This is a genomic window from Erythrobacter sp. JB2-19, assembly GCF_057365005.1.
Genome location: NZ_CP200290.1, coordinates 190824 through 215675, shown reverse-complemented (window position 1 = coordinate 215675; position 24852 = coordinate 190824). Strand labels below are relative to the sequence as shown.

At 56.3% G+C, this 24852-nt stretch carries 29 protein-coding genes; 13 read left to right on the top strand and 16 right to left on the bottom strand.

Features of this window, described 5'->3' with window-relative positions:
• Positions 1–17: 17 nt before the first annotated feature.
• Entirely contained in the window at positions 18–1250 is a 1233-nt protein-coding gene (locus AC0V6O_RS01090) for an S-methyl thiohydantoin desulfurase family protein (protein ID WP_486141134.1), read from the top strand.
• On the opposite strand, the gene AC0V6O_RS01085 is transcribed toward AC0V6O_RS01090, so the two are convergent.
• Together AC0V6O_RS01085 and AC0V6O_RS01080 are read right to left on the bottom strand one after the other, a co-directional pair.
• Positions 1247–2377, bottom strand: coding sequence for an aminotransferase class V-fold PLP-dependent enzyme (locus AC0V6O_RS01085; RefSeq protein WP_486141133.1), 1131 nt, complete (start codon positions 2375–2377; stop codon positions 1247–1249). The genes AC0V6O_RS01090 and AC0V6O_RS01085 overlap by 4 nt on opposite strands.
• An 8-nt stretch (positions 2378–2385) precedes the next feature.
• Positions 2386–4647 (bottom strand): NADP-dependent malic enzyme, encoded by a 2262-nt coding sequence (locus AC0V6O_RS01080; RefSeq protein ID WP_486141132.1) that lies wholly within the window; start codon positions 4645–4647, stop codon positions 2386–2388.
• Positions 4648–4764: 117 nt separating this feature from the next.
• Here AC0V6O_RS01080 and mutS point away from each other — a divergent pair, with 117 nt between their 5' ends.
• Complete coding sequence (mutS, locus tag AC0V6O_RS01075) at positions 4765–7401, top strand: DNA mismatch repair protein MutS (protein ID WP_486141131.1); 2637 nt, start codon at positions 4765–4767, stop codon at positions 7399–7401.
• 108 nt (positions 7402–7509) lie between these two features.
• A complete protein-coding gene (locus AC0V6O_RS01070; protein ID WP_486141130.1) occupies positions 7510–7869 on the top strand; it encodes a hypothetical protein in 360 nt (119 codons plus the stop codon).
• Positions 7870–7885: 16 nt separating this feature from the next.
• On the opposite strand, the gene AC0V6O_RS01065 is transcribed toward AC0V6O_RS01070, so the two are convergent.
• From AC0V6O_RS01065 to gluQRS, 4 genes are read right to left on the bottom strand one after another with little or no spacing between them, the layout of a single operon-like run.
• Complete coding sequence (locus AC0V6O_RS01065; protein ID WP_486141129.1) at positions 7886–8755, bottom strand: 3-hydroxyacyl-CoA dehydrogenase NAD-binding domain-containing protein; 870 nt, start codon at positions 8753–8755, stop codon at positions 7886–7888.
• A 59-nt stretch (positions 8756–8814) separates the two neighbouring features.
• Complete coding sequence (locus tag AC0V6O_RS01060; protein ID WP_472640396.1) at positions 8815–9390, bottom strand: cob(I)yrinic acid a,c-diamide adenosyltransferase; 576 nt, start codon at positions 9388–9390, stop codon at positions 8815–8817.
• Between the two features lie 24 nt (positions 9391–9414).
• On the bottom strand, positions 9415–9645 hold the full coding sequence (locus tag AC0V6O_RS01055; protein ID WP_486141128.1) for a hypothetical protein: 231 nt from the start codon (positions 9643–9645) through the stop codon (positions 9415–9417).
• A 9-nt stretch (positions 9646–9654) separates the two neighbouring features.
• A complete protein-coding gene (gluQRS, locus tag AC0V6O_RS01050; RefSeq protein WP_486145449.1) occupies positions 9655–10449 on the bottom strand; it encodes a tRNA glutamyl-Q(34) synthetase GluQRS in 795 nt (264 codons plus the stop codon).
• 191 nt (positions 10450–10640) lie between these two features.
• Here gluQRS and AC0V6O_RS01045 point away from each other — a divergent pair, with 191 nt between their 5' ends.
• A complete protein-coding gene (locus AC0V6O_RS01045; RefSeq protein WP_472640857.1) occupies positions 10641–11243 on the top strand; it encodes an HNH endonuclease in 603 nt (200 codons plus the stop codon).
• 22 nt (positions 11244–11265) lie between these two features.
• On the opposite strand, the gene AC0V6O_RS01040 is transcribed toward AC0V6O_RS01045, so the two are convergent.
• The 4 genes from AC0V6O_RS01040 to dksA all read right to left on the bottom strand — a co-directional run bounded on the left by AC0V6O_RS01040 (position 11266) and on the right by dksA (position 14273).
• Positions 11266–11682, bottom strand: coding sequence for a DUF4112 domain-containing protein (locus AC0V6O_RS01040; protein ID WP_486141127.1), 417 nt, complete (start codon positions 11680–11682; stop codon positions 11266–11268).
• A gap of 18 nt (positions 11683–11700) precedes the next feature.
• Positions 11701–13140, bottom strand: coding sequence for an ABC transporter substrate-binding protein (locus tag AC0V6O_RS01035; RefSeq protein ID WP_486141126.1), 1440 nt, complete (start codon positions 13138–13140; stop codon positions 11701–11703).
• 90 nt (positions 13141–13230) lie between these two features.
• On the bottom strand, positions 13231–13608 hold the full coding sequence (locus AC0V6O_RS01030; protein ID WP_486141125.1) for a PilZ domain-containing protein: 378 nt from the start codon (positions 13606–13608) through the stop codon (positions 13231–13233).
• A 206-nt stretch (positions 13609–13814) separates the two neighbouring features.
• A complete protein-coding gene (dksA, locus tag AC0V6O_RS01025) occupies positions 13815–14273 on the bottom strand; it encodes an RNA polymerase-binding protein DksA (RefSeq protein WP_472640389.1) in 459 nt (152 codons plus the stop codon).
• Between the two features lie 311 nt (positions 14274–14584).
• Between dksA and AC0V6O_RS01020 the strand changes: the two genes are divergently transcribed.
• On the top strand, positions 14585–14914 hold the full coding sequence (locus AC0V6O_RS01020; RefSeq protein WP_472640388.1) for an SEL1-like repeat protein: 330 nt from the start codon (positions 14585–14587) through the stop codon (positions 14912–14914).
• Here AC0V6O_RS01020 and AC0V6O_RS01015 read toward each other — a convergent pair.
• From AC0V6O_RS01015 to AC0V6O_RS00995, 5 genes are read right to left on the bottom strand one after another with little or no spacing between them, the layout of a single operon-like run.
• Positions 14911–16047, bottom strand: a complete 1137-nt coding sequence (locus AC0V6O_RS01015) for a GNAT family N-acetyltransferase (RefSeq protein ID WP_486141124.1) — start codon at positions 16045–16047, stop codon at positions 14911–14913. The two genes, AC0V6O_RS01020 and AC0V6O_RS01015, sit on opposite strands and share 4 nt — an antisense overlap.
• Entirely contained in the window at positions 16044–16772 is a 729-nt protein-coding gene (locus AC0V6O_RS01010; protein ID WP_486141123.1) for a glycerophosphodiester phosphodiesterase family protein, read from the bottom strand. Before AC0V6O_RS01010 ends, AC0V6O_RS01015 begins: the two co-directional genes overlap by 4 nt.
• Positions 16765–17226 carry a RidA family protein gene (locus AC0V6O_RS01005; protein ID WP_486141122.1) on the bottom strand — a complete coding sequence of 154 codons (462 nt, stop codon included), beginning with the start codon at positions 17224–17226 and terminating at the stop codon, positions 16765–16767. Before AC0V6O_RS01005 ends, AC0V6O_RS01010 begins: the two co-directional genes overlap by 8 nt.
• A complete protein-coding gene (locus tag AC0V6O_RS01000; protein WP_486141121.1) occupies positions 17226–17852 on the bottom strand; it encodes an HAD family hydrolase in 627 nt (208 codons plus the stop codon). The genes AC0V6O_RS01005 and AC0V6O_RS01000 overlap by 1 nt, the downstream gene beginning before the upstream one ends.
• Complete coding sequence (locus AC0V6O_RS00995) at positions 17849–18058, bottom strand: DUF3572 family protein (protein WP_486141120.1); 210 nt, start codon at positions 18056–18058, stop codon at positions 17849–17851. The genes AC0V6O_RS01000 and AC0V6O_RS00995 overlap by 4 nt, the downstream gene beginning before the upstream one ends.
• 131 nt (positions 18059–18189) lie before the next feature.
• Between AC0V6O_RS00995 and AC0V6O_RS00990 the strand changes: the two genes are divergently transcribed.
• The 3 genes from AC0V6O_RS00990 (at position 18190) to spt (ending at position 20236) form a co-directional block, all read left to right on the top strand.
• The gene (locus AC0V6O_RS00990) at positions 18190–18552 is read left to right on the top strand and encodes a response regulator (RefSeq protein WP_472643588.1); all 363 of its coding nucleotides are present in this window, start codon (positions 18190–18192) and stop codon (positions 18550–18552) included.
• Between the two features lie 197 nt (positions 18553–18749).
• Positions 18750–18992: an acyl carrier protein gene (locus AC0V6O_RS00985; protein WP_472640382.1), complete on the top strand. Its 243-nt coding sequence runs from the start codon at positions 18750–18752 to the stop codon at positions 18990–18992.
• Between the two features lie 14 nt (positions 18993–19006).
• Positions 19007–20236, top strand: a complete 1230-nt coding sequence (gene spt / locus AC0V6O_RS00980; protein ID WP_486141119.1) for a serine palmitoyltransferase — start codon at positions 19007–19009, stop codon at positions 20234–20236.
• A 3-nt stretch (positions 20237–20239) separates the two neighbouring features.
• On the opposite strand, the gene AC0V6O_RS00975 is transcribed toward spt, so the two are convergent.
• The gene (locus AC0V6O_RS00975; RefSeq protein ID WP_486145447.1) at positions 20240–20884 is read right to left on the bottom strand and encodes a YqaA family protein; all 645 of its coding nucleotides are present in this window, start codon (positions 20882–20884) and stop codon (positions 20240–20242) included.
• Between the two features lie 265 nt (positions 20885–21149).
• Here AC0V6O_RS00975 and AC0V6O_RS00970 point away from each other — a divergent pair, with 265 nt between their 5' ends.
• Genes AC0V6O_RS00970 through AC0V6O_RS00950 form a run of 5 tightly spaced genes read left to right on the top strand, consistent with a single transcriptional unit; the run spans position 21150 to position 24823 of the window.
• On the top strand, positions 21150–21611 hold the full coding sequence (locus AC0V6O_RS00970) for a hypothetical protein (protein ID WP_486141118.1): 462 nt from the start codon (positions 21150–21152) through the stop codon (positions 21609–21611).
• The gene (locus AC0V6O_RS00965; RefSeq protein WP_486141117.1) at positions 21608–22933 is read left to right on the top strand and encodes a DNA-packaging protein; all 1326 of its coding nucleotides are present in this window, start codon (positions 21608–21610) and stop codon (positions 22931–22933) included. Before AC0V6O_RS00970 ends, AC0V6O_RS00965 begins: the two co-directional genes overlap by 4 nt.
• Before the next feature lie 17 nt (positions 22934–22950).
• Entirely contained in the window at positions 22951–24117 is a 1167-nt protein-coding gene (locus AC0V6O_RS00960) for a phage portal protein (protein WP_486141116.1), read from the top strand.
• On the top strand, positions 24114–24422 hold the full coding sequence (locus tag AC0V6O_RS00955) for a DUF6127 family protein (protein ID WP_486141115.1): 309 nt from the start codon (positions 24114–24116) through the stop codon (positions 24420–24422). The genes AC0V6O_RS00960 and AC0V6O_RS00955 overlap by 4 nt, the downstream gene beginning before the upstream one ends.
• Positions 24419–24823: an HK97 family phage prohead protease gene (locus AC0V6O_RS00950; protein ID WP_486141114.1), complete on the top strand. Its 405-nt coding sequence runs from the start codon at positions 24419–24421 to the stop codon at positions 24821–24823. Before AC0V6O_RS00955 ends, AC0V6O_RS00950 begins: the two co-directional genes overlap by 4 nt.
• The last annotated feature ends 29 nt before the right edge of the window (positions 24824–24852 follow it).

Sequence of the window (24852 nt, the reverse complement as noted above, 5' to 3'; positions counted from 1 at the left end):
TGACATAAGGGGGCAAAATGGTAGCGCGGCGACAATTTCTGGCAGGAGTGGCCATCGGCGCGGGAGCGCTTTCGGCTTGCAGTGAGATCACGAACAGTTCGGGCGGTGACCGGATTGCCGCTGCGCTCGATCAAGGTGGCAGGCTGCTAGACGCTGAAGCGCTTGAAGATGCACTGGTTGGCAGCTCCTATCTCGGCACAGGTGGGGGTGGTAGCCTCGCCGAGGCGCGTGAATTGATCGCCTCAGACCTGGCGGCAGGTCATAGGTTCAGCGCGATTCCGGTCTCGGGCCTATCTGATGATGACAGGGTCGCCTGCCCTTATGGTTTGGCCAGCCTCGCGCCCACGAGCGAGGACATGCAGGCTCGGCTAGATGCCATAGAAAACCAGGTGGAAGAGCCAGTACAAGCTGCGTTCGAAACGTTGGAGCGGCATCTGGATCAAAAGTTTGCAGCCGTTATTCTGGGTGAGATCGGCCCTCTCAGCTTAGCTGAAGGCCTTTCGATAGCAGCGCGGTTGGGCGTTCCCGCGCTCGATGCCGACACAGTCGGCCGTGCGGTTCCAGAGATCAACCAGCATTCGGTAAAGGTTGCTGGAGTGCCGCTGACGCCGATTGGTGCGGCCACCCCATTTGGCGATGAAATGGTGATCGGCACTCTGGGCGATCCAACTCGCGCAGAAGACATTTTACGGAGCGTAGCCGTCGTCAGCCGCGCTTGCGGCGTCGCGGACTCCCCGATCACGGGTAAGCAGGCCAAGACGAAAGGCACACTTGTTACCGGTAGTCTCTCCTTGGCAATATCGATCGGTAAGGCCGTTCGCGAAGCGAAGGCCGCCGGTAATGATCCAATCGAAGCCGCGCGCGCGGCCGGCAATGGCTATCTACTGTTCACTGGCGAGGTCGCGGGCACCGAATGGGCCGATGAAGACGGCTTCCTTCAAGGCAAAGTGACGCTGAACGGAACCGGCGATTTTGCAGGCCAGTCATTCGAAACTGATGTAAAGAACGAGCATCTCGTCGCTCGCCGAGACGGCGTCGTGATCGCGACATGCCCCGACCTCATCAGCCTAATCGACCTTGCAAGCGGCGATGGGGTCGTCAATCCGGGCTATGAAGATGGACAGTCTGTTGCTGTGCTAGGCTTCAAGAGCGATCCGATCTGGCGCAGCGAAGCTGGCCTAGCGGTCTTCAGCCCGCGTTATTTTGGCTATGAAATGGACTACGTGCCGATTGAGGAACTGATTAGCTAAAGCGCTGAAAGCAACGCGGCAACATCAGCTTCATCGTTATAGAGATGCGGCGTCACCCTCAACGAATCCCCGCGCTGCGAAACAAAGATCTGATTGGCCGCCAGCCTTCTGGTTAAACCATCGGGCACGCCTTCAGGAAAGCTGAGCGAGAGAAAATGCGGCGCACGCACGCCAAGCGGTGCAGCCGTCAGCCCGAGTTTTGCAGCCTCATGCGCAATCGCCTTGGTCAGCTCACCCAGAGTTTCAGCAATCCTCTCCACCCCGAATTCAATCAGAAAGTCGAGCCCAGCGCTGGCACCAAAAAGCTGCGGCGGATTTGATTTCTCCCCCATGTCGAACCGACGAGCACCGGGCTGAAAATCTTCGCTATAATCAACCAGCCGATTAAAATCCTCCGAACCGCTACGGTTGATCCAATTGTGCTCTAACGGCAGCCCATCATGATAGCTCGGATCGACATAGAGCATGCCGATCCCATACGGTCCCATCAGCCATTTGTAGCTTGCTGCGACCGCGAAATCAGGTCGCACCTTGGCAAAGTCAATTGGCATCGCACCCAATGACTGAGTCAGGTCGAGAACCAGAGCCGCGCCAACCGAACGGCATTTAACGCCGACGGCCTCCAAATCGACTATGCGTCCATCGGCCCAGTGGCAATTAGGCACCGCGACGATGGCCGTGTCTGGTCCAATGGCATCCAGAACAGCATCGGTCCAAGCCGCGTCTTGATCACGCTGGACCGTCACAACCGTTCCCCCGCATTGCTTGGCCAATTCGCGCCAGACATAGACGTTGGATGGGAATTGATCCGCCAAGGTTACGATCTCTTGCCCGGTTGATAGCGATAGATTGTTGGCCGCAACCGCCAAAGCGTAACTGACCGATGGCACAATCGCCAAATTGTCTGCACCAACATCCACCAACTGCGCCGCGCGGCGCCGAAAATGCTCGCTATGAACAAAGAAGTCAGCCGGACTAATATTCCAAGGCGTCGCCTTTTGTCGCGAGGCATCCGCCATCGCTCGGACTACGTCGTGCGATAGCGGCGCCATATACGCGCAATTGAGGTAGTGTACGTCGCGTGGGATCGAGAAACGATCTCGTTGGCAGGCAATAATACCAGGCATGCAGAGGTCTAGCCCACTACGCCTGCGCTCGCGAGAACCGCTAGGGTCAAAACATCCGGCGCAATCGCAGTCATCGGCACAATCTGAACTGGCTTTTCCATGCCAATCAACATTGGCCCAATGGTGTCATTCCCGGCCAGCTCTCTGAGCAATTTTGCGGAAAGATTGGCTGATTGCAGCCCCGGCATAATCAGCACGTTGGCAGGCGCAGACAGGCGACTGAACGGATAGAGCTCCATTACCTTGGGATTAAGTGCGGCGTCTGGCGCCATCTCACCTTCATACTCAAACCCAGGATCTTCACGGTCCAGAATTGCAACGGCTTCGCGAATATTGCCTAGCCATTGGCCTGAAGGATTCCCGAATGTCGAGTATGACAGGAAGGCGACCCGTGGTTCATGTCCCATACGCCGTGCGACAGCGGCCGTTTCCTTGGCAATATGAGCCAATTCTTCCGCGCTCGGGCGCTCGTTAATCGTCGTGTCGGCCAGAAATGTCGTGTGGTTTTTGCCGATCATCATATGCACACCAAACGGCAATGCATCCGGCTTCTTGTCGAGCACCAGATTTACCTCTCGAGCCGTCTGCGCGAATGTCCGCGTTAGGCCAGAAATCATCCCGTCGCCGTGGCCAAGTGCAACCAGTAGGGCCGCAAAGACGTTGCGCTCTTGGTTTACCATTCGGCGCACATCACGCTCTGTGTAGCCTTTGCGCTGCAGGCGTTTGTAGAGGTATTCTACCATCTCAGGGACATGTTCTGAGGTCGCGGAATTTTGAATCTCAAAACTGCCCGGGTCAGACACTGATAATTGATGCAATTTATCGACAACAGCCTTCGTGCGGCCGACCAAAACTGGTGTCCCGTATCCGAAATCGCGGAACTGAATGGCCGCGCGCAGCACCACTTCCTCTTCCGCCTCGGCAAACACCATCCGCTTGGGATTGGCTTTCGCTTCGTTGTAGGTGCCCGTGAGGACGGCGGTTGTTGGATTGAGGCGCGATTTCAGCGCATGACGATAGGCGTCAAAATCTTCGATCTTGGCCTGTGCCACGCCAGAATCCATCGCGGCCTTGGCCACTGCAGAGGAAACCACCTCAATCAGACGCGGATCAAACGGCGCCGGAATAATGTAGTCTTTGCCGAACTTTTGGTTCTTGCCGTAGGCGCTGGAAACCTCTTCTGGCACTTGTTTGCGAGCCAGCTCCGCAATCGCATTGGCGGCGGCAATCTTCATTTCTTCATTTATCGTGGTCGCCTGCACATCGAGTGCGCCGCGAAATATGAATGGGAAACCCAGTACGTTGTTTACCTGGTTCGGAAAGTCCGACCGGCCAGTGGCAATGATCGCATCCGGACGCACTGCCTGCGCCTCATTTGGCATGATTTCTGGAACGGGATTGGCCATTGCAAAGATGATGGGTTTATCCGCCATCTTCTTCACCCATTCCGGCTTCAAGGCTCCGGCTGCCGACAGGCCGAGGAAAATGTCAGCACCGACTAACGCCTCTTCCAGGCTCGACGCATCAGTATCGACGGCATGCGCACTTTTCCACTGATCCACATTGTCACGTCCCGGAGTGATAGGACCGGTGCGATCACACATAATTACGTTCTCATGAGCAACACCCATTGCCTTGATAAGCGCAGTGCAAGCAATCGCTGCAGCCCCGGCGCCATTGACGACGATCTTTACGTCTTGCACGTCTCGGTCAGTCAAATGACAGGCATTGAGCAGCCCGGCAGCGGTGATGATCGCAGTCCCGTGCTGGTCATCGTGCATGACAGGAATGTTCATCCGCTCACGCAGTGCTTGCTCGATAATAAAGCATTCTGGGGCTTTGATATCTTCCAGATTGATGCCGCCAAAGCTCGGCTCCATTAACGCCACCGCTTCAATGAAGGCCTCTGGATCCTCAGTCGCCAGCTCCAGATCGATAGAATCGACATCTGCGAAGCGCTTGAACAACACTGCCTTGCCTTCCATGACCGGCTTTGAGGCCAATGCCCCTAAATTACCGAGGCCGAGAATAGCCGTGCCATTTGAGATAACCGCAACCAAGTTTGACCGGGCAGTGTAGCGGGCCGCAAGACTGGGATCAGCGGCGATAGCTTCAACCGGGGCGGCAACCCCTGGTGAATAAGCGAGACTGAGATCACGCTGAGATGCCATTGGCTTTGACGCCACAATTTCAATTTTGCCCGGACGAATTGTCTCGTGATAAAAAAGGGCTTCTCGGGTCGTGAATGTGACTTGCCGGTCATCGGCCATCTGGAGGTCTCCCAAATCGATTTCTACCGTGCGCTTAGCGACCTAACGATGCAAACGATAGGGGAAAGGAGCCTAGCGGCCGTTCCGAATCGCTCTACGGGTGTCTAGGCCTAATCCATGGCCGGAAAAACGACACCGATGATGGAGCAATTCCTCGCCCTCAAACAAGAGGCGAATGATTGCTTGCTGTTCTATCGGATGGGCGATTTTTTCGAGCTGTTCTTTGATGACGCCAAGACTGCATCGGCCATTCTCGATATCGCCCTCACCACCCGCGGTGAACACAGCGGCGAGCCAGTGCCGATGTGCGGCGTTCCGGTGCATTCCGCCGACAGCTATCTGGCCCGTTTGATCAAGGGCGGTTGTCAGGTCGCGATTGCCGAGCAGGTGGAAACACCAGAAGAAGCCAAAATAAGGGCTAAGAAGGAAGGCAAGCCTTCCTCCAAAGCGCTCGTAAAACGCGACATCGTGCGCTTTGTGACGGCTGGAACGCTAACCGAAGAAGCCTTGCTTGAACCGCGCAATGCCAATTTGCTCGTCGCACTGGCTGATGTCCGCGGGGCGATCGGTTTGGCCAGCTGCGACATCTCAACGGGCATAATGATCTTAGAAGAATGTACACCAGATATGCTGGGTGCATATTTGGCACGGCTTGACGCGAACGAAATTGTTGCACCGGAAAGCTGGACGCATGGGCCAGATGAAATCACGCCTCGGTCGAAAGGTGATTTTTCAAGCGACGATGGTTCGGAGCGGCTGCGTAAGCTTCATGGCGTTGCGACATTGGATGGGTTTGGCGATTTCTCGCGCGCTATGCTGGCGGCGGCGGCTGGCCTGATTGCCTATCTCGAGCATGTAAGTCGCGGCAATCTGCCTATGCTCCTCCCGCCAGTCTCACGGTGCGGTGCCGAAGGCATGGTGATGGACGAGGCGACCCGCGCGAGCCTAGAAATCTTGCAATCTCAAGATGGCTCGCGCAGCGGCAGCTTGATCGCGGCAATCGACCGCTGCGTTACCGGAGCCGGCGCTCGGCAATTGGCAGAAGACTTAGGCTCACCTCTGCTTGACCAATCCGCAATTGAAGAGCGGCTATCCTTAGTTCAATTCTGGCATGGCCAGCCGATTGACCGCGCAGATCTGCGCGAGGCCTTGCGCGCACTGCCGGATATTGGCCGCGCCTTGGGCCGAGTAGTAGCTGGCAGAGGAAGCCCGCGAGATTTGGGTCAGGTGCGAGATGGCCTCAGAGATGCCCGACTGCTTCATGAGACGCTGATGCAGCAAAGCGATCACCCATCACTGCTGAAGCAGCTCATGCCCCATCTCACTGGACACAGCGCCTTGGTAGATTTGCTAACAAATGCGCTTGTTGCAACCCCTCCGACGGAGCGATCTGGGGGCGGATATATCGCGGATGGTTACGATGCAGGGCTGGACGAGCTGCGACAAGTCTCTGGCAATGCGCGCAAGGCGATTGCCGCAATGGAGGCGAGATACCGCGAAGAGACAGGAATTGCCTCGCTCAAGATCAAACACAACGGCGTGCTCGGCTATTTCATTGAGGTGCCCAGCCGGCATGGCGATGCTTTGATGGAGCAAAACAGCGGCTTTACCCACCGGCAAACGATGAAAGGGGCCGTGCGGTTTAATTCGGTGTCGCTGCACGAAGAAGCTACCCGAATTGCTGAGGCTGGCGGACGCGCATTGACAGCGGAAGAAGCGCATTTTGAAGAGCTGACTGGCGCGGTGATCGCCTCACAGCAAACCATTGCGCAAACTGCAGCAGCGCTGGCCCGAATTGATGTAGCAGCGGGCCAGGCGGAGCGCGCAGCAGAGGGCGATTGGTGCAAGCCTGAGATCGTCGATACGACCGAACTTGCGATCACCGCTGGCCGCCATCCTGTCGTAGAAGCTGCTTTGGCCAAGACCAATGATCGCTTTGTCGCTAATGATTGCAATCTAGCGCGGCAAGACCGTCTGTGGTTGATTGGCGGCCCCAATATGGGCGGCAAATCGACCTTCCTGAGGCAAAACGCGCTGATCATTTTGATGGTACAGGCGGGCGGTTATGTACCAGCAAAAGCAGCCAGAATTGGGCTGGTTGACCGGCTGTTCAGCCGCGTCGGCGCTTCAGACAATCTCGCAAGGGGACGCTCAACCTTTATGGTGGAGATGGTCGAAACCGCTGCAATCCTCTCGCAAGCTACTGAGCGCAGCTTTGTCATCCTTGATGAAGTGGGCCGCGGAACGTCCACCTACGACGGCTTGGCGCTCGCATGGTCGGTCGTTGAGGCAGTGCATTCCAAGATTACTTGCCGCTGCTTGTTCGCCACCCATTACCATGAGCTTGCTCGGCTAGCCGATAGCTGTGAAGCACTGTCTTTGCACCATGTGAAAGCGCGCGAATGGAAGGGTGATTTGGTGCTGCTACACGAGGTTTCGGAAGGCCCTGCGGATCGTTCTTATGGTCTTGCTGTGGCCAAATTGGCCGGCGTCCCGGCTCCGGTCGTAAAGCGAGCCAAGCAAGTGCTGCAAAAACTGGAGGCGGCCCGGGCAGAAACTGGAGGCATCGCCGCTGGGTTGGGTGAATTGCCGCTGTTCGCGAATGCAGCCCAGACGGGTGAACCCGGAGAACTCGAAGCTGGCGATATCCTGAAAGAGAAGTTGGAAGGCGCTGATCTTGATGCCTTATCGCCTCGAGAAGCGCTTGATTTTCTGTACCATCTCAAAAACGAGTTGACGTCTACCAAACCTTAACCAAGCTCGGGTATCGCTTATTGAATTATGGCTTTACTTGATAACTACAAACCCGTCCTAGCTTTCGCCGCTATGGTGGTTGGCGGTGTGGCGATTTTTGGGGAGTCGTTGTCTACTCCTACAGTGCGAGACAGCGATGAGCCTCAAAATGGAGAGCTGATCGCTGAGAGCTCGCAGCAACCGTCCACAGTCGCTGCTGCACCAATCGCTCAAAACGCAGAACCACCAATTGGCGATTGGGCATCCGATGATGAGTTAATCGACGAGGCCAGCGGGTTTGGCCCCGAGCCTTATCGCAGTACTACACCCGATAGCGAAAAGCCGGATACGGTGATCGTCAGGCAAGCGAATCGCATTCCTCCTCAATCAACGAGACGCGACTACTCAAGTACTGCCGGCGGACCGAGAATAGTGCCCAATTCACCTTCCTCAAGCGAAGGCGGAGAACCGATAATTTTGGCTGAGTAAACCTAGATACGGCGCGCTACCGCGTCGGAACCGGCGCCTCGCCTGTATAGTCATAAAAACCGCGTCCAGTTTTGCGGCCTAGCCAACCCGCCTCGACATATTTTACGAGCAGAGGCGCTGGGCGATACTTTGTATCGCGCGTCGTTTTGTAAAGCACCTTGATGATATCAAGGCATGTATCGAGCCCAACGAAATCTGCGAGTTGCAAGGGCCCCATGGGATGGTTGAGACCCAGTCGGCACCCCTTATCGATGTCTTCAATACCAGCGGTTGACTGGCCTAGAACAAACACAGCCTCATTAATCATGGGCAGCAGTATGCGGTTTACAACGAAGCCTGGCTCGTCCTGGCTCAACACCACTTCTTTGCCTAAACCTTCAGCAAATGCCGTAATTTGATCGGTTGTATCCTGTGAGGTCGCAAGCCCAGGGATAACCTCAATCAGACCCATCACCGGCACAGGGTTGAAGAAATGCAACCCGATAAAGCGCTCTGGATCGGGCGAATAATTCGCCATACGCGTTATCGGAATAGAGCTTGTATTGCTGGCCATGATCGCATCGCCAGCCAGAACTTTGCCAGCGCGCTCAAAGATCGCTTGCTTGATCGCCTCTTGCTCAGTCGCGGCCTCAATAATCAGCCCTGCTTCGGCCATAGGTGCGTAATCGCCAATTGGCGTGACCTTGGTGAGCACGGTTTCAGCAGCATCTGCTTCGATCTTTCCGCGCCCAACCAGTTTTACAAGGGCCTTTTCAATAGCGGCTTTACCAGCTTCAGCGCGAGCCAAATCCACGTCGGATAGCATAACCGGCATGCCATGCTGAGCAATAGTTTGAGCAATGCCAGTGCCCATCTGCCCGGCCCCTATAACCGCTATTGTCCGCATGAAAAATCCCTTCGCAAGTGCAGCAAAGAGCGCGTGTTAGCGATGCAAATCCCGCTTGGCTAGCGATTAGCTCCCGGCACCCATTTAACATCGGCGCGGCCATTGTCGTTGAGCACTCGGGCCAGCACGAACAAACAGTCGGACAGTCGGTTGATATAGGCAAGCGCTGATGGGTTCACAGCATCATGTTCTGATAGTCGGGTCATCGCCCGCTCGGCTGCACGAGCCGAAGCTCGGGCGACGTGAGTGCGCGCGGCGGCTTCGCTGCCACCGGGCAGCACGAAGCTGGTCAATGGTTCTAGCTCTTCATTGAGGCCGTCAATCTGATCCTCAAGCCAGGTCACTTGAGCAGGAACGATCCGAAGCACCATTTCCGACGGCGTGAAGTCACCGGCTTCGCTTGGAGTCGCGAGGTCAGCGCCGAGATCAAAAAGATCGTTCTGAGCCCGTGTAAGGAGTTGCTTATACAGCCCCTCAGCCAAATGGCATGCGGCAAGACCAATCGCGCTGTTCGTTTCATCAACGCGGCCAATGGCTGAAATTCGTGCCGAGTGCTTTGCCGAACGCGATCCATCGACTAGACCGGTGGTGCCGTCATCCCCGGTGCGGGTGTAAATCTTGTTGAGTTTTACCACGTCTCTTTGCGCCCCTAGACCGGCCTAGCGTGCCACAACCAAAATGATCGCCACGACCAGAATAGCCATCGCCTGATATTTGATCCGTGCAAACATCGCTTTGTTTTGAAGCAATTGCATATCGGTGGCAGTCTCGCCCTCGCCCGTCTCCAAGTCGATCTTCGTCGTTTTAAGAAAGGCGATAATACCGCGAACGAGCGACACAAGCACCAGAACGCTCAAGACGGCCAGAACAGCTATGAGAAAATATGTCATGCGCAGTATTTAGGCGCTTTCCAGTGAGATACCACCCGGCAAACGTTGCAACCGCAATTGCTCTGCCAGCAAGAGACCATCCGCGCCCTGCTCTCGCATGTCAGCCAGCGAAGACGAACCGCGCCGTTTTGCAAGCTTCTTGCCTTGCTCGTCGAGCAAGAGTTTATGATGATGCCAACGCGGCACTGGCAGTTCGAGAAGCTCTTGCAAAAGACGGTGAATATGAGTCGATGAAAAGAGGTCAGAGCCGCGAGTGACCAAAGTCACTCCGTCTGCTGCGTCATCCAAAGTCGCAGCCAAGTGATAGCTGGCAGGTTCATCCTTGCGCATGATCACGACATCGCCGAAATCGCGCGGATCGACCATCACCGATCCGACATGTTCATCCGTCCAGATCAATTCGCCGACGCCTGCCATTGCTTTGTCCAGATCGAGCCGCAGGCAATGCGGTTGTTCCAGATCAACGCCACCCTGCTCCTTGCAAGTGCCGGGATAAAGACCGCCTTGGATGCCAGCCGCCTGCTGCGCGCGCTGAATCTCTGATCGAGTGCATATACATGGATAGAGGAACCCTTCGTCCTTCAATTTCCGAGCAGCGGCCTGATAGCTTTCAATCCGCTGTGACTGTGGGGTCACTTCCTGCCAATCGAGCCCAAGCCATTCGAGATCACGCCGGAATTCATCCACCAGCTCTGTCCGCGACCGGGCACCGTCAATGTCCTCAATCCTCAGCAAAAATGTGCCTCCGGCTGCCTTAGCCAGATCATGCGCAATAATAGCCGAAAAGGCATGGCCAAGGTGCAAGTGACCGTTCGGGCTAGGGGCGAGATCGTGTGACAATCATCGCAGCATTCCACTGCCACAGTGGAGGAGGAAGCGCGAGACCACCCAAAATCCTTGTGGAAACCCAGCACGTCATGGGTTTGACTATTTCACGTGCCACGGCATTCTCATGGCAATCGGAAAGGATCACGAGTGTGTTCAAAGCCGAATTGATGGAGCGAGTGGCGCGGTTTCGCAGCGCCGACGAAGACCCGACATGCAATCCGTCGGCATGCCCCGCGCTCGTGCTCAACGCGGATTACACCCCGCTGTCTTATTACCCTCTGAGTCTGTGGCCTTGGCAAACTGCGATCAAGGCGGTGTTTCTAGACCGGGTAGATATTGTCGCGAGCTATGACCGCGAGGTTCATTCCCCTTCGCTGGACATGAAGATTCCGAGTGTCATCGCACTTAGGCAATATGTTAAGCAAAGCGAGTTTCCCGCCTTCACACGGTTTAATCTGTTCCTGCGTGACCGATTTCAATGCCAATATTGCGGGCAAGGTCAGGGGCCTGGACAGAACCTGACCTTCGATCATGTCATCCCGCGCCGTCTGGGCGGTAAGACGACGTGGGAGAACATCACCACTGCTTGTGCGCCGTGCAATATGAAGAAGGGCGGCCGCACACCAAAGCAGGCGCATATGAGCCTGATGATGAAGCCAATTCGGCCGACAAGCTGGCAATTGCAGCAATATGGCAAGATGTTCCCGCCCAACTATCTGCATGAGACGTGGCGAGATTGGCTCTATTGGGACATCGAACTGGAAGCTTAACGCCCGTTTTCTTGGCTTTGTTCTAACCTTCAATCACCCGAGTCTCCGGGTGATGTGCGTCGAGATGCTTGATAATAATGCGCAGATTCTTCGAGTTCGAGCGGTAGAGAAAGTCAGCTGCGTCCCCAACTACCGGCAACAAACCAATAGCGGTGTCGAATGCGACGTTCACGCCCATACGCCAAAGCTTCCACTTTGGAATTTTAAGGTTGCGCGCTTCCCAAATAATATAGGCACCAAGAGCGGTCGTAACCAGATCACCGATAACCGGGATCAAACCAACAATCGCATCCAGACCAATGGGCATATTGACGCCTGGCACGCGAAAAGTGCGCTCCAGAAGGTTTTCCATCGCGACCACGCGTTGCCGCACAGAACCGGCATCCGTGCCAGTTGGTAGGGCGAAATTTATCGCCTGTGGTCGTTCAGGCCCATCCATAGTGTCTCTCCTTACCCCCTAAATGGTGGGTTGAGAGAGCGGGAACAAGGGGTGCACGCCCCATTGGTTGGGTTGGTAGGCGTTAACAGTGCCCCGAACCAGGGACCAACGCACGGGCACGCCAAGCGGAATAAACACCTCCTCCGCAACCATTATCGCGTGCGCTTGCGCCAGCAACAATGCCTTTTCACGCGGGTCGCGCGCGGTCAGCGATTGCGCCACCAATTGGTCGGCCGATTCGGAGCATAGCCCGATTTCAAGCTCGCAATTGAACTGATTGAGATACCAACGGGGCGAGGAATAGCGCGCCAGCCGGTCTCTCAACTCCAGGTCAGCGCCCGTGCCGGGTTCCATCTTGATCAGCCGAAGGCCCACGGTCTCCCAATCTGCCGCCAATTGATTGAACAACAAATCACCGCCTGGCCCAGAGGGCAGCCCGACGCGCAAAACGGCCTCTGCGCCGTTCTCGGTTTCCCAACTGGTAATCCGGCGAGACGCAACACTGCGGCGCTGAGCTAGCGTTAGGTCTTGCCACCGCTCATCGCCGGTGGTGACAGGCTCAAGCAAATCCAACGGCACCACCCAGCTGGTCGATTGCCATCCACCCAGACTGAACGGCTCGATCAAAGCATCCCGATCAATCGACATCGACAGTGCTTCTCGCAAAGCGGGCGTTGCCAAGACGCCATCGTCATTGCGGATCGCAAACCCAAACAGGCCGGCCGCCGGATCGACCCGAATATTTCCGCGCGACAGCGGGCCCAGCTGCGCCAATGGGAAGCTGACCAACTGGCCATTTAGCAGAATATCAACATCACCATTGGAGAACGCGGCCACCGCACGCTGTTCTGACATGGCGCGCACGAGGATCGGCCGAGCGTTTTCTTCCCAATCCTGACGGGCGGGCAGGCCTCGCTCCTGAGGCGGCAAGGCATTCAAACGTGCAAGAAGCGGGGTCTCTTCATCGCTGGAGACAATCATCGGTCCCATCCCGCTGCCCTCGCGCACAAAGCCAAGCTCTGGCTGGGCCATGAGCCTGAGGAACTCAGGCATCGGACTGCTCAATCGTATTTCGATCACCCGACCAGTCATGGCCCGGACTTCAGTGATTTTTGCTAAGTCGAGGCCGAGTGACGTACCCTCTAAGCGGCGCAGGAGATCGCGCAGTTGGAGTCTTATGCCCTGGGCTGTAATCGCCTCACCATCCGGCCAAGTCGCTTCTCGCAAACGAAAAATATAGCTCAACCCATCGTCAGTGACGATCCAGCGTTCTGCAATTGCCGGGAGAATTTGACCGGATGGGTCGAGTGCAACCAAGCCTTCATGAGTCGATGCGCGCAAATGCTGAGCGGCAGGTGATAGGCGAACACCTTGCTGCAGCAGGCTCTTCGGCTCGCCAATGATCACCACTTTAACCGGCCCGTCATCCGCCGAGGGACCACAGGCCAAAAGCGCCAAAAAGAAGGGGAAAAGCAGCAAGACTCGCATCATCCCCGCGAGCCTATCAGGTTGTTTCCCGTTGGTCAGCGTTGAAGCCGACGGAAATCCTCAGACCTTGCGAAAATCCCGTGGATCGGGAGCCGACGGCGCTTTACGCGTATGAGCAGTGCTCAAGCCCGCAGTGTCTGATTGATCGTCACCGTTGGCCGGCTTGCGTGCAGATTGGGAATCAATTTCCTCATCGAAGGCGATACCGAAGCGATCATCTTGAACCCAAGCGACAGTTCCCGTCACAGAGCCAATATTTTTCAGCTCAATGTCCAACCGATTGCCGGGTTGAACGCGCAAATTGCCTTCGCCCATCATGCCGCCATCGGACAAGTTGCGCACGCGTATACGGTGCGTGTCCCCTGCCTGCTCCACACGAATACCGGCGAGCAGAAAGAGACTGTCTCGCGACACGCTCCTAGTTTCAACACCAGTCATTCTAAGAAGTCTCCTGCGCCCACCACAAACAAAACTGCCATTCCATCGGCTCTTACGTCGCCACAATAGCGCGCAGAGCATTGTCTACTGTCTCGCGGGCTATGCCGCAGTGCCTAATGATTGTTTAACAGGCGCGCAGGAGCAGCCTTGAAAACGCACGCGTCCCAATCTGGCACTTGTTCCAAGCCGTTCGTTAGCCTGGCTGATCAGTCGTCGCGGGAAATTTTCTCTTTGCGCTCGTGCGCTTCTTGCGCCTCAACGGTCATGGTCGCGACAGGTCGGGCAATTAGTCGCTTCAATCCGATCGGATCGCCCGTTACTTCACAATAGCCATATTCGCCCTCGTCGATGCGATGCAGAGCGGATTCAATCTTGGCCACTAGCTTGCGCTGACGGTCGCGAGTGCGCAGCTCAATGCCCCAATCCGTCTCGCTAGATGCACGATCATTGAGATCAGCTTCTCGGATTGGGCCATCTTGTAAAGACTGGAGTGTTTGATCAGCCGCATCGCGGATCGATCGTTTCCACTCAAGCAGCAGCATACGAAAATAGTTCTGCTGCTGCTCGTTCATATACTCTTCGTTATCGCTGGGCACGTAGCCCGGCTCGAGCATACTCTTCGCTTTTGCGAGAATATCAATATCGTCAGTCGACGCAGTGGCCATGTGGTCCTCTTACCCCAATCACTTTCGGCGAGACTGTCCAATTCGCTAAGCGCGGAATTTCCAAACGCTTGGCCGGCCCCCTAAGTCAACGCATTGAGCGCGCCTATAGGCTTGCAGTCTGAGACGCACAAGCGGCTTTCCCCACCCCAGTGTCATCGCGAGACGTAAAATACTGGATCTCACGCATTTCGTGCCGCTTGATCACAAAAATTAACCTCATCGTTAACCAATTGTTGACCACGAGTAGCGAGGACATGGTTAAGCGAGCCAGCCGGGGGTGTTGGTTTCGTGATTAACGGGGTAACCAAATTATGGAACTTAAACCTATCACCGGCGGCGTAGCCACCGAACTGGACACGGATCTGAACAATGAGATCCTTGCCGATTATCTGGCGGCGGCATCTCAAGGCGACATTTCAGCGCATTTTGATTTGGGTGTTTCCTTTTCAACCGGCAGCAATGGTGCTGAATGCGACCTTATTGAAGCCCACAAATGGTTTAATCTTGCTGCTGCGCAGGGTCATGAAGAAGCCGCATGGTGCCGCGCAGACATTTCTGACGAAATGACCGCTCGCGAAATCGCAGAGGCTCAGCGTCGTGCGCGGCAATGGCTGTCGGAAACACGCCGCCAAGCTGCCTAGTTTTGCTTGAAGGGCGTGCGCCTGCCCAACAGGACTTGATCGGTCGCCACGCCATCGCGCTCGCGCTCTAGGAAGTCCGCGACCGCGTCACGAAAACCAGGGTCGGCAATCCAATGCGCCGACCAAGTTTGCACTGGTTCATAACCACGAGCGAGTTTGTGGCCGCCTTGTGCACCGGCTTCGACCCGATCGAGACCGCGTTCGATCGCAATTTCGATTGCTTGGTAATAACACAGCTCAAAGTGCAGGAAGCGCACATCACGCGCGCATCCCCAATAGCGGCCATAAAGCGCATCCTGGCCGATGAAATTAAGCGCGCCTGCTATTGGCATCCCCTCGTCCAGTGCGAGGATCATGACCAGCTGGTCGCCCATCCGCTCCTGCAGCAGCGTAAATGCCTCGCGCGTTAGATAGGGCGCGCCCCATTTGCGCGCACCAGTGTCTTGATAGAACAGCCAGAAGGCATCCCAATGCTCTGGCTTTATGTCGTCTCCGGAAAGCCTAGAGATTTGCAGGTCTTTCTGCGCCGCTGCCCGTTCCTTGCGCAGGTTTTTGCGCTTGCGGGACGAGAGGGCATCCAGAAAATCATCAAAGGTGCTGTAGCCGCGATTGATCCAATGGAACTGCAAATCGCTTCGCTTCAACCAGCCAGCATCCTCGAACAGCGGCAATTGCGCTTGATCGATGAAGGTCGCATGCGCTGAGGACAATCCATTTTGCTCGCACACCAATTCAGCGCCTTTGAGCAGATGCAGAGCCAATGAGGGATCGGACAACAGCAAGCGTGGCCCCGTCGCAGGGGTAAATGGCGAGGCAATCTGAAGTTTTGGATAATAACGCCCGCCAGCGCGCTGATAGGCGTCCGCCCAGGAATGATCGAACACATATTCGCCCTGGCTGTGGCCTTTGGCATAGCTCGGCATGGCGGCGAGCAGTTTGCCATTCTCGTCAGTCATCGCAATTGGCACCGGATCCCAGCCGGTGCCTTCGCCCACGCTACCAGAGTCCTCCATGGCGGTAAGGAATTCATGGCTGACAAAAGGATTTCCGCTGGGGTCAAGCGCGTTCCATTCAGCCACATCGAAAGAGCCAACGCTTGGCGCCAACCGCACGGTCAACTCGATATCGCTCACGCGATCCCCTCACCCTCAGCGATCGGTGCATCGATCAGACCCTGCGATTGTTCGCGCAATTCCTTGCTGCGAATGGTCCAGCTAAGCAGTGGACGCCGTGCCGCTCGCCAAGTCTCACACAGCGCATTTGGCAGGTCGCGAATATCCATCGCGAGAAAGTCTGGCTGAGCCTGCTCGAGCGCGCCAGGTTGCCGCCACACACCCAGAAACCCAAGGTCCAGCGTGTCTGTGCAGACCAGGCCCCGGATTCTTTCAGAATCATGTTCGGCAAACCATTGCCCAACGCGCGGATCGAAGCTCATGACGGCATGATCACCCGCATAATCTGCCAATGCAGCACTTACGCATTCACATGTTAGATCAACGTCATAGCCAGGTTTGGATTTGATCTCGATCAGCAGTGGAACCTGGCCGCCAATGATTGCCAGAAACTGAGCTAGCGGGACGGGGTGCTCATGCGTCCCCAACAGGCGCAGCTGGGTGAACTCGTCCATATTGAGCGCGCCTGTATCGCCCTGTTGGCTCGTCAACCGAGCGAGCTCCCAATCATGGAAAACCATGGGTGCGTTATCGCGGCTGCGCTGGATATCGCATTCGATGCCCATGCCTGCCGCGATGGCCGCCTTCGCCGCAGCAACTGAATTTTCGGGCACTCCTGGCCCATGCAGTCCGCGGTGGGCGTAGGCCCACTCAGTTAGCCAACGCGGAGCGCTGCGCTCACTCACTGGCAATGGCAATAATCGCATCCACCTCAACCACCGTGCCCAGCGGCAGGGCCGGAACACCGACGGCTGCACGGGCATGGCGGCCAATGTCACCAAACACCTCTTGCATCAGATCAGAAGCGCCATTGGCGACCTTCGGCTGGTCTGTGTAATCCGGTGTGCAACTGACGAATGCGCCGAGCTTTACGACCCGCGACACGCGGTCCAGATCGATCCCGGCCGCTTTGAGCTGCGCCAAAATCATCAGGCCGCACGCTCGTGCCGCCGCCTGACCATCTTCAAGCGAAACATCATCGCCCAACCGGCCGGTCACAAGCTCTCCTGCAACAAAAGGCAATTGGCCGGAGACATGTGCAAACCCGTCCTGCAATACGACCGGAACATAGCTCGCAACGGGTGCAGCGGCCTCAGGCAATGTGATGCCAAGCTCCTTCAGACGGGCTTCGATGCTCATTATGCTTCCTCTTTCAAACGCTCTAACAACCACGGTAATGCCCGCGACCACTCATCGATCCTCGCATTGGCGTGACCAGCCTTGTGTGCGCAATCAATATGCGGCGCGATCATAGGCTCTCCGCACAAATGCAGTCGCACTGTGTCCGGCACCACTTCGGATGCGGATGCATGATGCTGCGCCAAATCATCAATGAAAATCGCGCGGCCAGGCGAATATTCCGCCAAAATAGATTGCAGTGCGGGGCCTTTCGGACCCTGATTGGTGAACACGCGGGCATTGAGACCGTGCGTCGCCAATTGTTGAGCGCGGTGATCGCGTCGCTCATCGACCAGATTGGTCAGGATCACCACATCAGCCTGTTCTGACAGATGATTGAGGCCCTCGACCGCTCCCGCAATCGGCATTTGGCTGTCCATTTCGGTGTCGAAGAAGCCGCCCAGAAACCGCCAGATCTCCTTTTGATCAAGCACATCACCGCTGTCCTGCCAGCGCAAAGCGGTTGCGAAGCTGTTGCCTTCCAGCTCGAAATCCACACCCTGGCTGCTTTCCAGCCATTCTTTGAACGGCGCGACCATGTGCAGGATCACTTCGTCGCAATCGCTTATGATAAGAGGCCGGCTCATGATGCAAGCTCCTGGCGGGCAGCAATCAATTCCTCAGGCTTTACGGCGAGCGCCTCTGCCGCCCGGATCAGGTCAGGTTCGTGGTTTGCGAGAAAATCAAAAACTGAGGCTAGAACTGTGGGATCATTCAATCCGCCGCGCAAAGTGTCGGCATCAAGCCCGGTCAAATCGAGGTAGCGTTCCGCGCGTTCGTTGTCCTCCAGCACCCAGCCCAACACCGCCAAGGCAAGGGTCTGCGGGCTGAGTTCTTGTACTGCGCCGTCATGAATAGATGGATTTTGAATTGTCGTAGCCTCTTTGTCGGGTTAATCAGCCCACTTCGGGGGAGCATCGGTCAGTGGCAAAGCGAATCTTGGTTGTCGAGGATAATGACCTCAATCGAAAACTGTTCTGCGACGTGTTGAAGGCAAACGGCTTTGAAGTCGAGCCTGTCGCAGATGGCGATCAGGTGCTTGAAATGGCACGCGGAACCGCTCCCGATCTGATCATTATGGATATTCAGCTGCCCGGAATTTCCGGTGTGGACTTGATCGAGGCGGCCAAGCGTGACACCTCGCTGTGCGAGATCCCGGTCCTGGCCGTTACGGCCTTTGCCGGAAAGGGTGACGAAGAGCGGATCCGCTCGGCAGGTGCCGCCGGTTATCTGGCAAAGCCCGTTTCGATCATGCCGTTTATGAATGCAGTCAAAGCCTTGGTTTGACGCCAGGACGAAGCACTTGCACCGCCTAACCGCTCAGCTTGAATTCTCGAAATTGAAGGCCAAATGGCGGTGAAGCGGCAACGATTTGAGCCGTTTGCCCCCGAGAAATGGCTTCATATGGGCTGGTCTGCGATTCCAAATACCTCTAGACCTTTCTCTGAAGCTGAAATTGCACCCAGAAAGTGAGCGCCAACACCATGGATTCTGCCGCAGTTGATGAGCGTATCCGCGCCTTGATCGAACCCTTCAACAAGAAGGGCGTCACTATCGAAGACGCAACCACGTTTGCCGGTGATCTTGAGTTCGATAGCCTAACCGTGATGGACTTCGTCGCGGAGATTGAGGACGAATTCGACATCATCATAAGCATGAACCAACAGGCCGAAATCGAAAATTACGGCCAGCTGGTCGCTGCTGTGCACAAAATGCAGGATAGCTGATATAGGCTTTGCCCATGACTGAGACCCTTACCGATGTCGCGCCATCAGGCGATCTGCTGTCCAAGTTCGACGACCTTATCCAGACGCGTGAAACGCTGCTCGCGAGCGGCATTGAAGACCCTTTCAATCTCGTCATGGAAAAGGTCCTCTCGCCGACCACCGCGATCTGCAACGGGCGCGAGACAATCTTGCTCGGCACCTACAATTATATGGGCATGACGTTCGATCCTGATGTGATCGATGCGGGCAAGCAGGCCTTGGCTGATTACGGTTCAGGCACAACGGGTAGCCGCGTTCTCAACGGCACTTATCAAGGTCACCGAGAATGCGAAGATGCATTGCGTGAATTTTACGCGATGGATCACGCCATGGTTTTCTCGACCGGTTACCAGGCCAATCTCGGGATCATCGCCACTCTAGCCGGAAAGGGCGATTACATTGTCCTTGATATCGACAGTCATGCCTCGATTTGGGATGGCTGCGCGATGGGCAATGCCGAAGTTGTTCCGTTCAAGCACAATGACGTCGAAGCGATGGAAAAGCGCCTACGCCGGATTCCTGAAGGCGCTGGCAAGCTCGTCATCCTCGAAGGCGTTTATTCGATGCTGGGCGACGTTGCGCCCTTAAAGGAAATGGTTGCGATCGCGAAGAAATATGGCGCGATGGTGCTGGTCGACGAAGCGCACTCAATGGGCTTTATTGGCGAAAACGGCCGCGGCGTTTGCGAAGAGCAAGGCGTGATCGACGATGTTGATTTCATCATCGGCACATTTTCGAAAAGCGTCGGGACGGTTGGCGGCTTTTGTGTGTCCAATCACCCAAAGTTTGACATCATGCGGCTTGTTTGCCGTCCCTATGTCTTCACCGCCAGCCTGCCGCCCAGCGTAGTGGCAACCGCAGCGACCTCCATTCGCAAGCTGATGCATGGCGCGAATAAACGCGCGCATCTTTGGGAAAATTCCAAACGGCTCCACGGCGGTCTTACTGACCTTGGCTTTCAGCTTGGCACCAGTGAGCCGCAAAGCGCGATTGTGGCCGTCATCATGCCCGATCTTGAGCGCGGCGCGGCCATGTGGGAAGCGCTGTTGAAAGAGGGACTCTACGTCAATCTGGCGCGCCCGCCAGCAACACCGGCGAATATGACCTTGCTGCGCTGTTCGCTATGCGCTGAACATTCGGCGGAGGAAGTCGAAACCATCCTCGGCATGTTCGAACGCGCCGGCAAGGCAATGGGCATTATCTAAGCGCTAAGCGCGCACTTCGGTTGCGTTGTCGCAGGCGTTCACTTCGCCTTCGTTTTCGCTGCCTGCAAGCTGCGTGAACACAACGAAGCCGCCGACCACCAGAATGACGAAGGCCGTTGTGACCCAGCCAAGGTACTTGTCGATGACAGCCTTGATGGGCGCTCCAAATAGCTGGAAAAGCACACCAACGATCATGAAAATGAGCGCCCGCCCAGCAACGGCGGCGAGCGTGAACGTCACCAGATTCATCTCGATAAAGCCCGCTGTGATTGTCATCAATTTGAACGGGACCGGTGTGCCGGCGGCAAAGAAGACGGCCAAGCCGCCCTGCTCGCGAATGTAGCATGCCGCAACCGGGAAGCTCTCTGTGAGGCCAAGCAAGCCAATCACCCAAGAGCCCACGGCGTCGTATAAGAAGTATCCGATCGCATAGCCAAACAGTCCGCCAAGCACCGATGAGACCGTAGCGACAACGGCAAACCGGATCGCCTTTTTTGGTTCAGCAAGGCACATCAGCCCGAGCAGTGGATGCGGCGGAATCGGAAAGAAGCTCGACTCGATGAAGCAGAAAAACGCCAGCCACCACACAGCCTTAGGGTGAGCGGCCTTGTCCATGGTCCAATTGTAGAGACCGCGCAGCAGTTTCATCATGAGCTTGAGTATCTTTCGCCAGTTCGCGCCCGAGTGATTATTGGCGCTTAGCCGCGCTGTAGAGAGGACGCAACTGAGATTAAATAACCTATTTGGTACTTTTATATTGACATTGTCACGATCTTTGGTTAGAAGAAATCAACATCGCGATAGTGTGAGTCGAGACGAGAGGCTGAAACAAACTTCAGATCAACTCCTGCGACTTTTCTATGTCGGTCTCCTCTAGCATTTCAGCTTCAGCCAGGCCGAGTGGAGACCAAAGATGCCTGATAATTTACGGCCAGATCGGCGTGGCCAGAAAAAACGCCCGCGAATAAATCCGCACTGGCGAGATCGATTTATTGAGCATCTCGCACAATCCTCGAACGTCAGCCGCTCGGCTGAGTTTGCCGGAGTATCAAACAGCCATGTTTACCGTACCCGGACCAACGAGCCTGAATTTGCCCGCCGCTGGCTCGCCGCCCTGTGGGAAGGATATGAACACTTGGAAATGGAAGTCTTGCGCCGATTGCGCGAAGGAGACCAGCAAGCAGGTGATGCATCAAAGTATGACTTCGCCAATGCCATCAGGCTGCTAAATGCACACCGCGACAACGCTGTCAGAGCGCAAGCGGAACAGCGCAATGTCAGTGCGGCTGAAATTCGCGGATCGATTGACCGCAAGGTCGAGGAGATCCGGCTCAGAATACAGCAGGAACGGGCCCGAGAAGCGAAAAAGACGTGATTGAACAACATGATTGGCTGGCGGACGCTCCAGCCATTGCTCGCGAAGAACTGAGCCGCGCGCTCAACTCTCGGGAACGCGCGGAATTTGCGTATCACTGGGGCTTCTTTGCGCGGCTTGCACAATTGCCACCCGAAGGTGAGTGGCGCATCTGGCTAATCCTGGCTGGACGCGGTTTTGGCAAAACTCGTGCTGGATCGGAATGGGTACGATCAATCGCCGAAGGGAATTCTCAAGCGCGGATCGCATTGGTCTCGTCTTCGTTGGCCGAAGCACGCGCTGTTATGGTTGAAGGGGAAAGCGGGATTATCGCCTGCTGTCCACCGGAACGCAGGCCTGTTTTTGAACCTTCGCTTAGGCGACTGCGCTTCCCCAATGGAGCGCAAGCACAGCTGTTCTCTGCCGCTGAACCTGAATTGCTCAGAGGACCTCAGCATACCCATGCATGGTGTGACGAGGTCTGCAAATGGCCGCTTGCTCACGAGCGCGCAACGCGGTGTTGGGACAATCTATTGATGGGCCTGAGGCTCGGCAGTGACCCGCGAATTGCGGTAACCACGACGCCGCGCAGCGTGCCACTGATCACGCGAATATTGGAGCAGGAGGAGAGCGGGGAGGCAGTGGTCACTCGCGGTTCGACCTATGAAAATTCGACAAACTTACCGCAACGTTTCCTCGCCGCGATTGAGGGAGAATTTGCGGGCAGCCAGCAGGCACGGCAAGAAATCGATGGCGAACTCCTGACCGATATCGAGGGTGCGCTGTGGACGCGATCGATGGTCGAACACTCCCGGGAAACGGGCGAAAGACCAGATGATGCAAGAGTGGTGGTCGCGGTCGATCCTCCCGCCTCGGCCAACGGCGATGCCTGCGGAATTATCGTTGCTGCTTTGGGACAAGATCAAATTGGGCGCGTGCTGGCTGATTGCACAATCGAGCGGGCCAGCCCCGAACAATGGGCTCGGCGGGTCGCCGCAACAGCAGAGGAATGGAATGCCGACCGTGTCGTCGCAGAGGCCAATCAAGGCGGCGCGATGGTTTCCAGCGTGCTGCGCGCTGCCAACAACACATTGCCCATCAAACTGGTCCATGCCAGCCGCAGCAAGGTTGCCCGCGCTGAGCCAGTTGCCGCTCTCTACGAAACCGGGCGGGTGAGACACTGCGGACTATTCCCGCAACTCGAAGACCAAATATGCGGTCTTAAGACCGGCGGCGAATACGCCGGACCAGGCCGCAGCCCCGACCGCGCCGATGCGCTGGTCTGGGCGCTCACTGAACTAATGCTCGGCCCATCTCATCGGCCACGCGTGCTGCCAATCTGACTGCAGAAGGAAATTTCATGGCATTGCTCGAAACGATCGCCGCTGCCTTTAAAGGCGGCGAGGAAGCCCGTGTGCCGCTTGCTCCAAGCTTCATCCCAACTTGGGCGCCAGCATTCAATGCGGCGGATGGCACCCGAAACTATGAATACCACAAGGCCATCCGCGATGGTTTTTTGAGCAATCCGATTGCTCAACGCGCCGTCCGCATAGTGGCAGAGGGTGTCGGCCAATCACCACTGGCCTGCAATGACGATGTTCTAAAGGCGCTGGTCCAGTCGACCAGCGCAGGCCAATCCCTGATCGAGACGATCGCGGCGCATGTTGTGCTGCATGGCAATGGCTTTGTCCAAATCATCAAGGATGCATCAGGCCAGGTCATCGAACTGTTTGCGCTTCGACCAGACCGGGTCAAAATTGTCGCTGGGTCTGATGGCTGGCCGTGTGCCTTTGAATATCATCCTTCTGACCAACCGATCACCATCCCGCTTGAGGATGAAAACGGCTGGCCCAACATGATCCATATCAAGGCCATGCACCCCGTTGAGGATCACTACGGCGCGGGAGCACTGGCCGCGGCTCATGAGGCAATTGCCATTCATAATGCAGCGGCAAACTGGAACCGAACATTATTGGAAAACGCCGCCAGGCCATCTGGCGCACTTGTTTATGACGCGGGCGATGGAATTGGCCTGACGACTGATCAATTTGATCGGTTGAAATCGGAGCTGGCCAGCGCTTTTTCCGGCCATAGCAATGCCGGCCGGCCCATGCTGCTTGACGGCGGACTGAAATGGCAAAGCATGGCGCTTTCACCGGCGGACATGGACTTTGCGACCCTCAAAAGCGCGGCTGCGCGCGATATTGCGCTGGCATTCGGTGTTCCGCCGATGCTGCTCGGCCTGCCGGGCGACAATACTTATTCCAACTATCGCGAGGCCAACAGAGCGCTGTGGCGGCTAACCTTGCTGCCGCTCGCCGATAAACTTTTTGGGGCACTGCACGAAGGCTTGGCACCTTGGTTTCCAGAGGGTGAGCTACGCGTGGATATGGACCGCGTTCCAGCGCTTTCAGAAGACCGTGAACGGCTGTGGAAGCAGGTATCGGACGCGGAGTTCCTATCCCGCGCCGAGAAACGAGAGATGCTCGGATTGCAGCCGGAAGAGGTTGAGGGGGACGCACCATGAGCCGCGAAGAAATGCTGGCCAACCTGATGGTTCAGGCCTCCGAAAATGGCGCTGACATCGCAACGCTGCGGGCAATAGTCGAAGAATCAAGCGAGCTGGCAGCAGAGAAAGTCCTGGCGCGATTGGGACTAGGTGATGCGGGTGCCCAAGGTGATTTGGATGAACTGCGTGAGTTGCTGCAGGCCTGGCGCGATGCCAAAACAAGCGCCTGGAAGGCATTTGTCGGCTGGGCGATACGAGCACTGCTTGCCCTAGTCCTGATCGGAATTGCCGTCCGGTTGGGCGGTTGGGAACTATCGAAATGAGCAATGAATCCATCCGTTTCGCCGGCTATGCGAGCCTGTTCGATATCGCCGATGCGGCACGAGACACAGTTAGGCCCGGTGCCTTTATCGACACGCTGACGGTGCAGGACGAGCCCTTGCCACTGCTATGGCAGCATAGACCCGATCAGCCTCTGGGTATCATTGAGGATATCTCCGAAGATGCCAAAGGGCTGCGGGTTATCGCCCGGATCGACACGCACGATGCGCGCGGCGCCGCGATGCTCAAGCAGGGCGAGGTCGATGGCCTCAGCTTTGGCTACCGCGCTCGCCAATATCGTAAAACCGATAGGGGCCGCGAATTGCTCGCCATCGATCTATTTGAAATCAGTCTGGTGACTCATCCACTGCAACACGGTGCGCGAGTTCACCTCGTCACCTGACACGAACCTGCATTTTCAAATTTCCCAAC

What these genes read in the sequence shown, in the direction of transcription:
- AC0V6O_RS01090 (WP_486141134.1), top strand. Translation starts at nt 18, where the DNA reads ATGGTAGCGCGGCGACAATTTCTGGCAGGAGTGGCCATCGGCGCGGGA.
- AC0V6O_RS01085 (WP_486141133.1), bottom strand. Translation starts at nt 2,377, where the DNA reads ATGCCTGGTATTATTGCCTGCCAACGAGATCGTTTCTCGATCCCACGC.
- AC0V6O_RS01080 (WP_486141132.1), bottom strand. Translation starts at nt 4,647, where the DNA reads ATGGCCGATGACCGGCAAGTCACATTCACGACCCGAGAAGCCCTTTTT.
- mutS (WP_486141131.1), top strand. Translation starts at nt 4,765, where the DNA reads ATGGCCGGAAAAACGACACCGATGATGGAGCAATTCCTCGCCCTCAAA.
- AC0V6O_RS01065 (WP_486141129.1), bottom strand. Translation starts at nt 8,755, where the DNA reads ATGCGGACAATAGCGGTTATAGGGGCCGGGCAGATGGGCACTGGCATT.
- AC0V6O_RS01055 (WP_486141128.1), bottom strand. Translation starts at nt 9,645, where the DNA reads ATGACATATTTTCTCATAGCTGTTCTGGCCGTCTTGAGCGTTCTGGTG.
- AC0V6O_RS01045 (WP_472640857.1), top strand. Translation starts at nt 10,641, where the DNA reads ATGGAGCGAGTGGCGCGGTTTCGCAGCGCCGACGAAGACCCGACATGC.
- AC0V6O_RS01040 (WP_486141127.1), bottom strand. Translation starts at nt 11,682, where the DNA reads ATGGATGGGCCTGAACGACCACAGGCGATAAATTTCGCCCTACCAACT.
- AC0V6O_RS01030 (WP_486141125.1), bottom strand. Translation starts at nt 13,608, where the DNA reads ATGACTGGTGTTGAAACTAGGAGCGTGTCGCGAGACAGTCTCTTTCTG.
- dksA (WP_472640389.1), bottom strand. Translation starts at nt 14,273, where the DNA reads ATGGCCACTGCGTCGACTGACGATATTGATATTCTCGCAAAAGCGAAG.
- AC0V6O_RS01020 (WP_472640388.1), top strand. Translation starts at nt 14,585, where the DNA reads ATGGAACTTAAACCTATCACCGGCGGCGTAGCCACCGAACTGGACACG.
- AC0V6O_RS01005 (WP_486141122.1), bottom strand. Translation starts at nt 17,226, where the DNA reads ATGAGCATCGAAGCCCGTCTGAAGGAGCTTGGCATCACATTGCCTGAG.
- AC0V6O_RS01000 (WP_486141121.1), bottom strand. Translation starts at nt 17,852, where the DNA reads ATGAGCCGGCCTCTTATCATAAGCGATTGCGACGAAGTGATCCTGCAC.
- AC0V6O_RS00985 (WP_472640382.1), top strand. Translation starts at nt 18,750, where the DNA reads ATGGATTCTGCCGCAGTTGATGAGCGTATCCGCGCCTTGATCGAACCC.
- spt (WP_486141119.1), top strand. Translation starts at nt 19,007, where the DNA reads ATGACTGAGACCCTTACCGATGTCGCGCCATCAGGCGATCTGCTGTCC.
- AC0V6O_RS00975 (WP_486145447.1), bottom strand. Translation starts at nt 20,884, where the DNA reads ATGAAACTGCTGCGCGGTCTCTACAATTGGACCATGGACAAGGCCGCT.
- AC0V6O_RS00970 (WP_486141118.1), top strand. Translation starts at nt 21,150, where the DNA reads ATGCCTGATAATTTACGGCCAGATCGGCGTGGCCAGAAAAAACGCCCG.
- AC0V6O_RS00960 (WP_486141116.1), top strand. Translation starts at nt 22,951, where the DNA reads ATGGCATTGCTCGAAACGATCGCCGCTGCCTTTAAAGGCGGCGAGGAA.
- AC0V6O_RS00955 (WP_486141115.1), top strand. Translation starts at nt 24,114, where the DNA reads ATGAGCCGCGAAGAAATGCTGGCCAACCTGATGGTTCAGGCCTCCGAA.
- AC0V6O_RS00950 (WP_486141114.1), top strand. Translation starts at nt 24,419, where the DNA reads ATGAGCAATGAATCCATCCGTTTCGCCGGCTATGCGAGCCTGTTCGAT.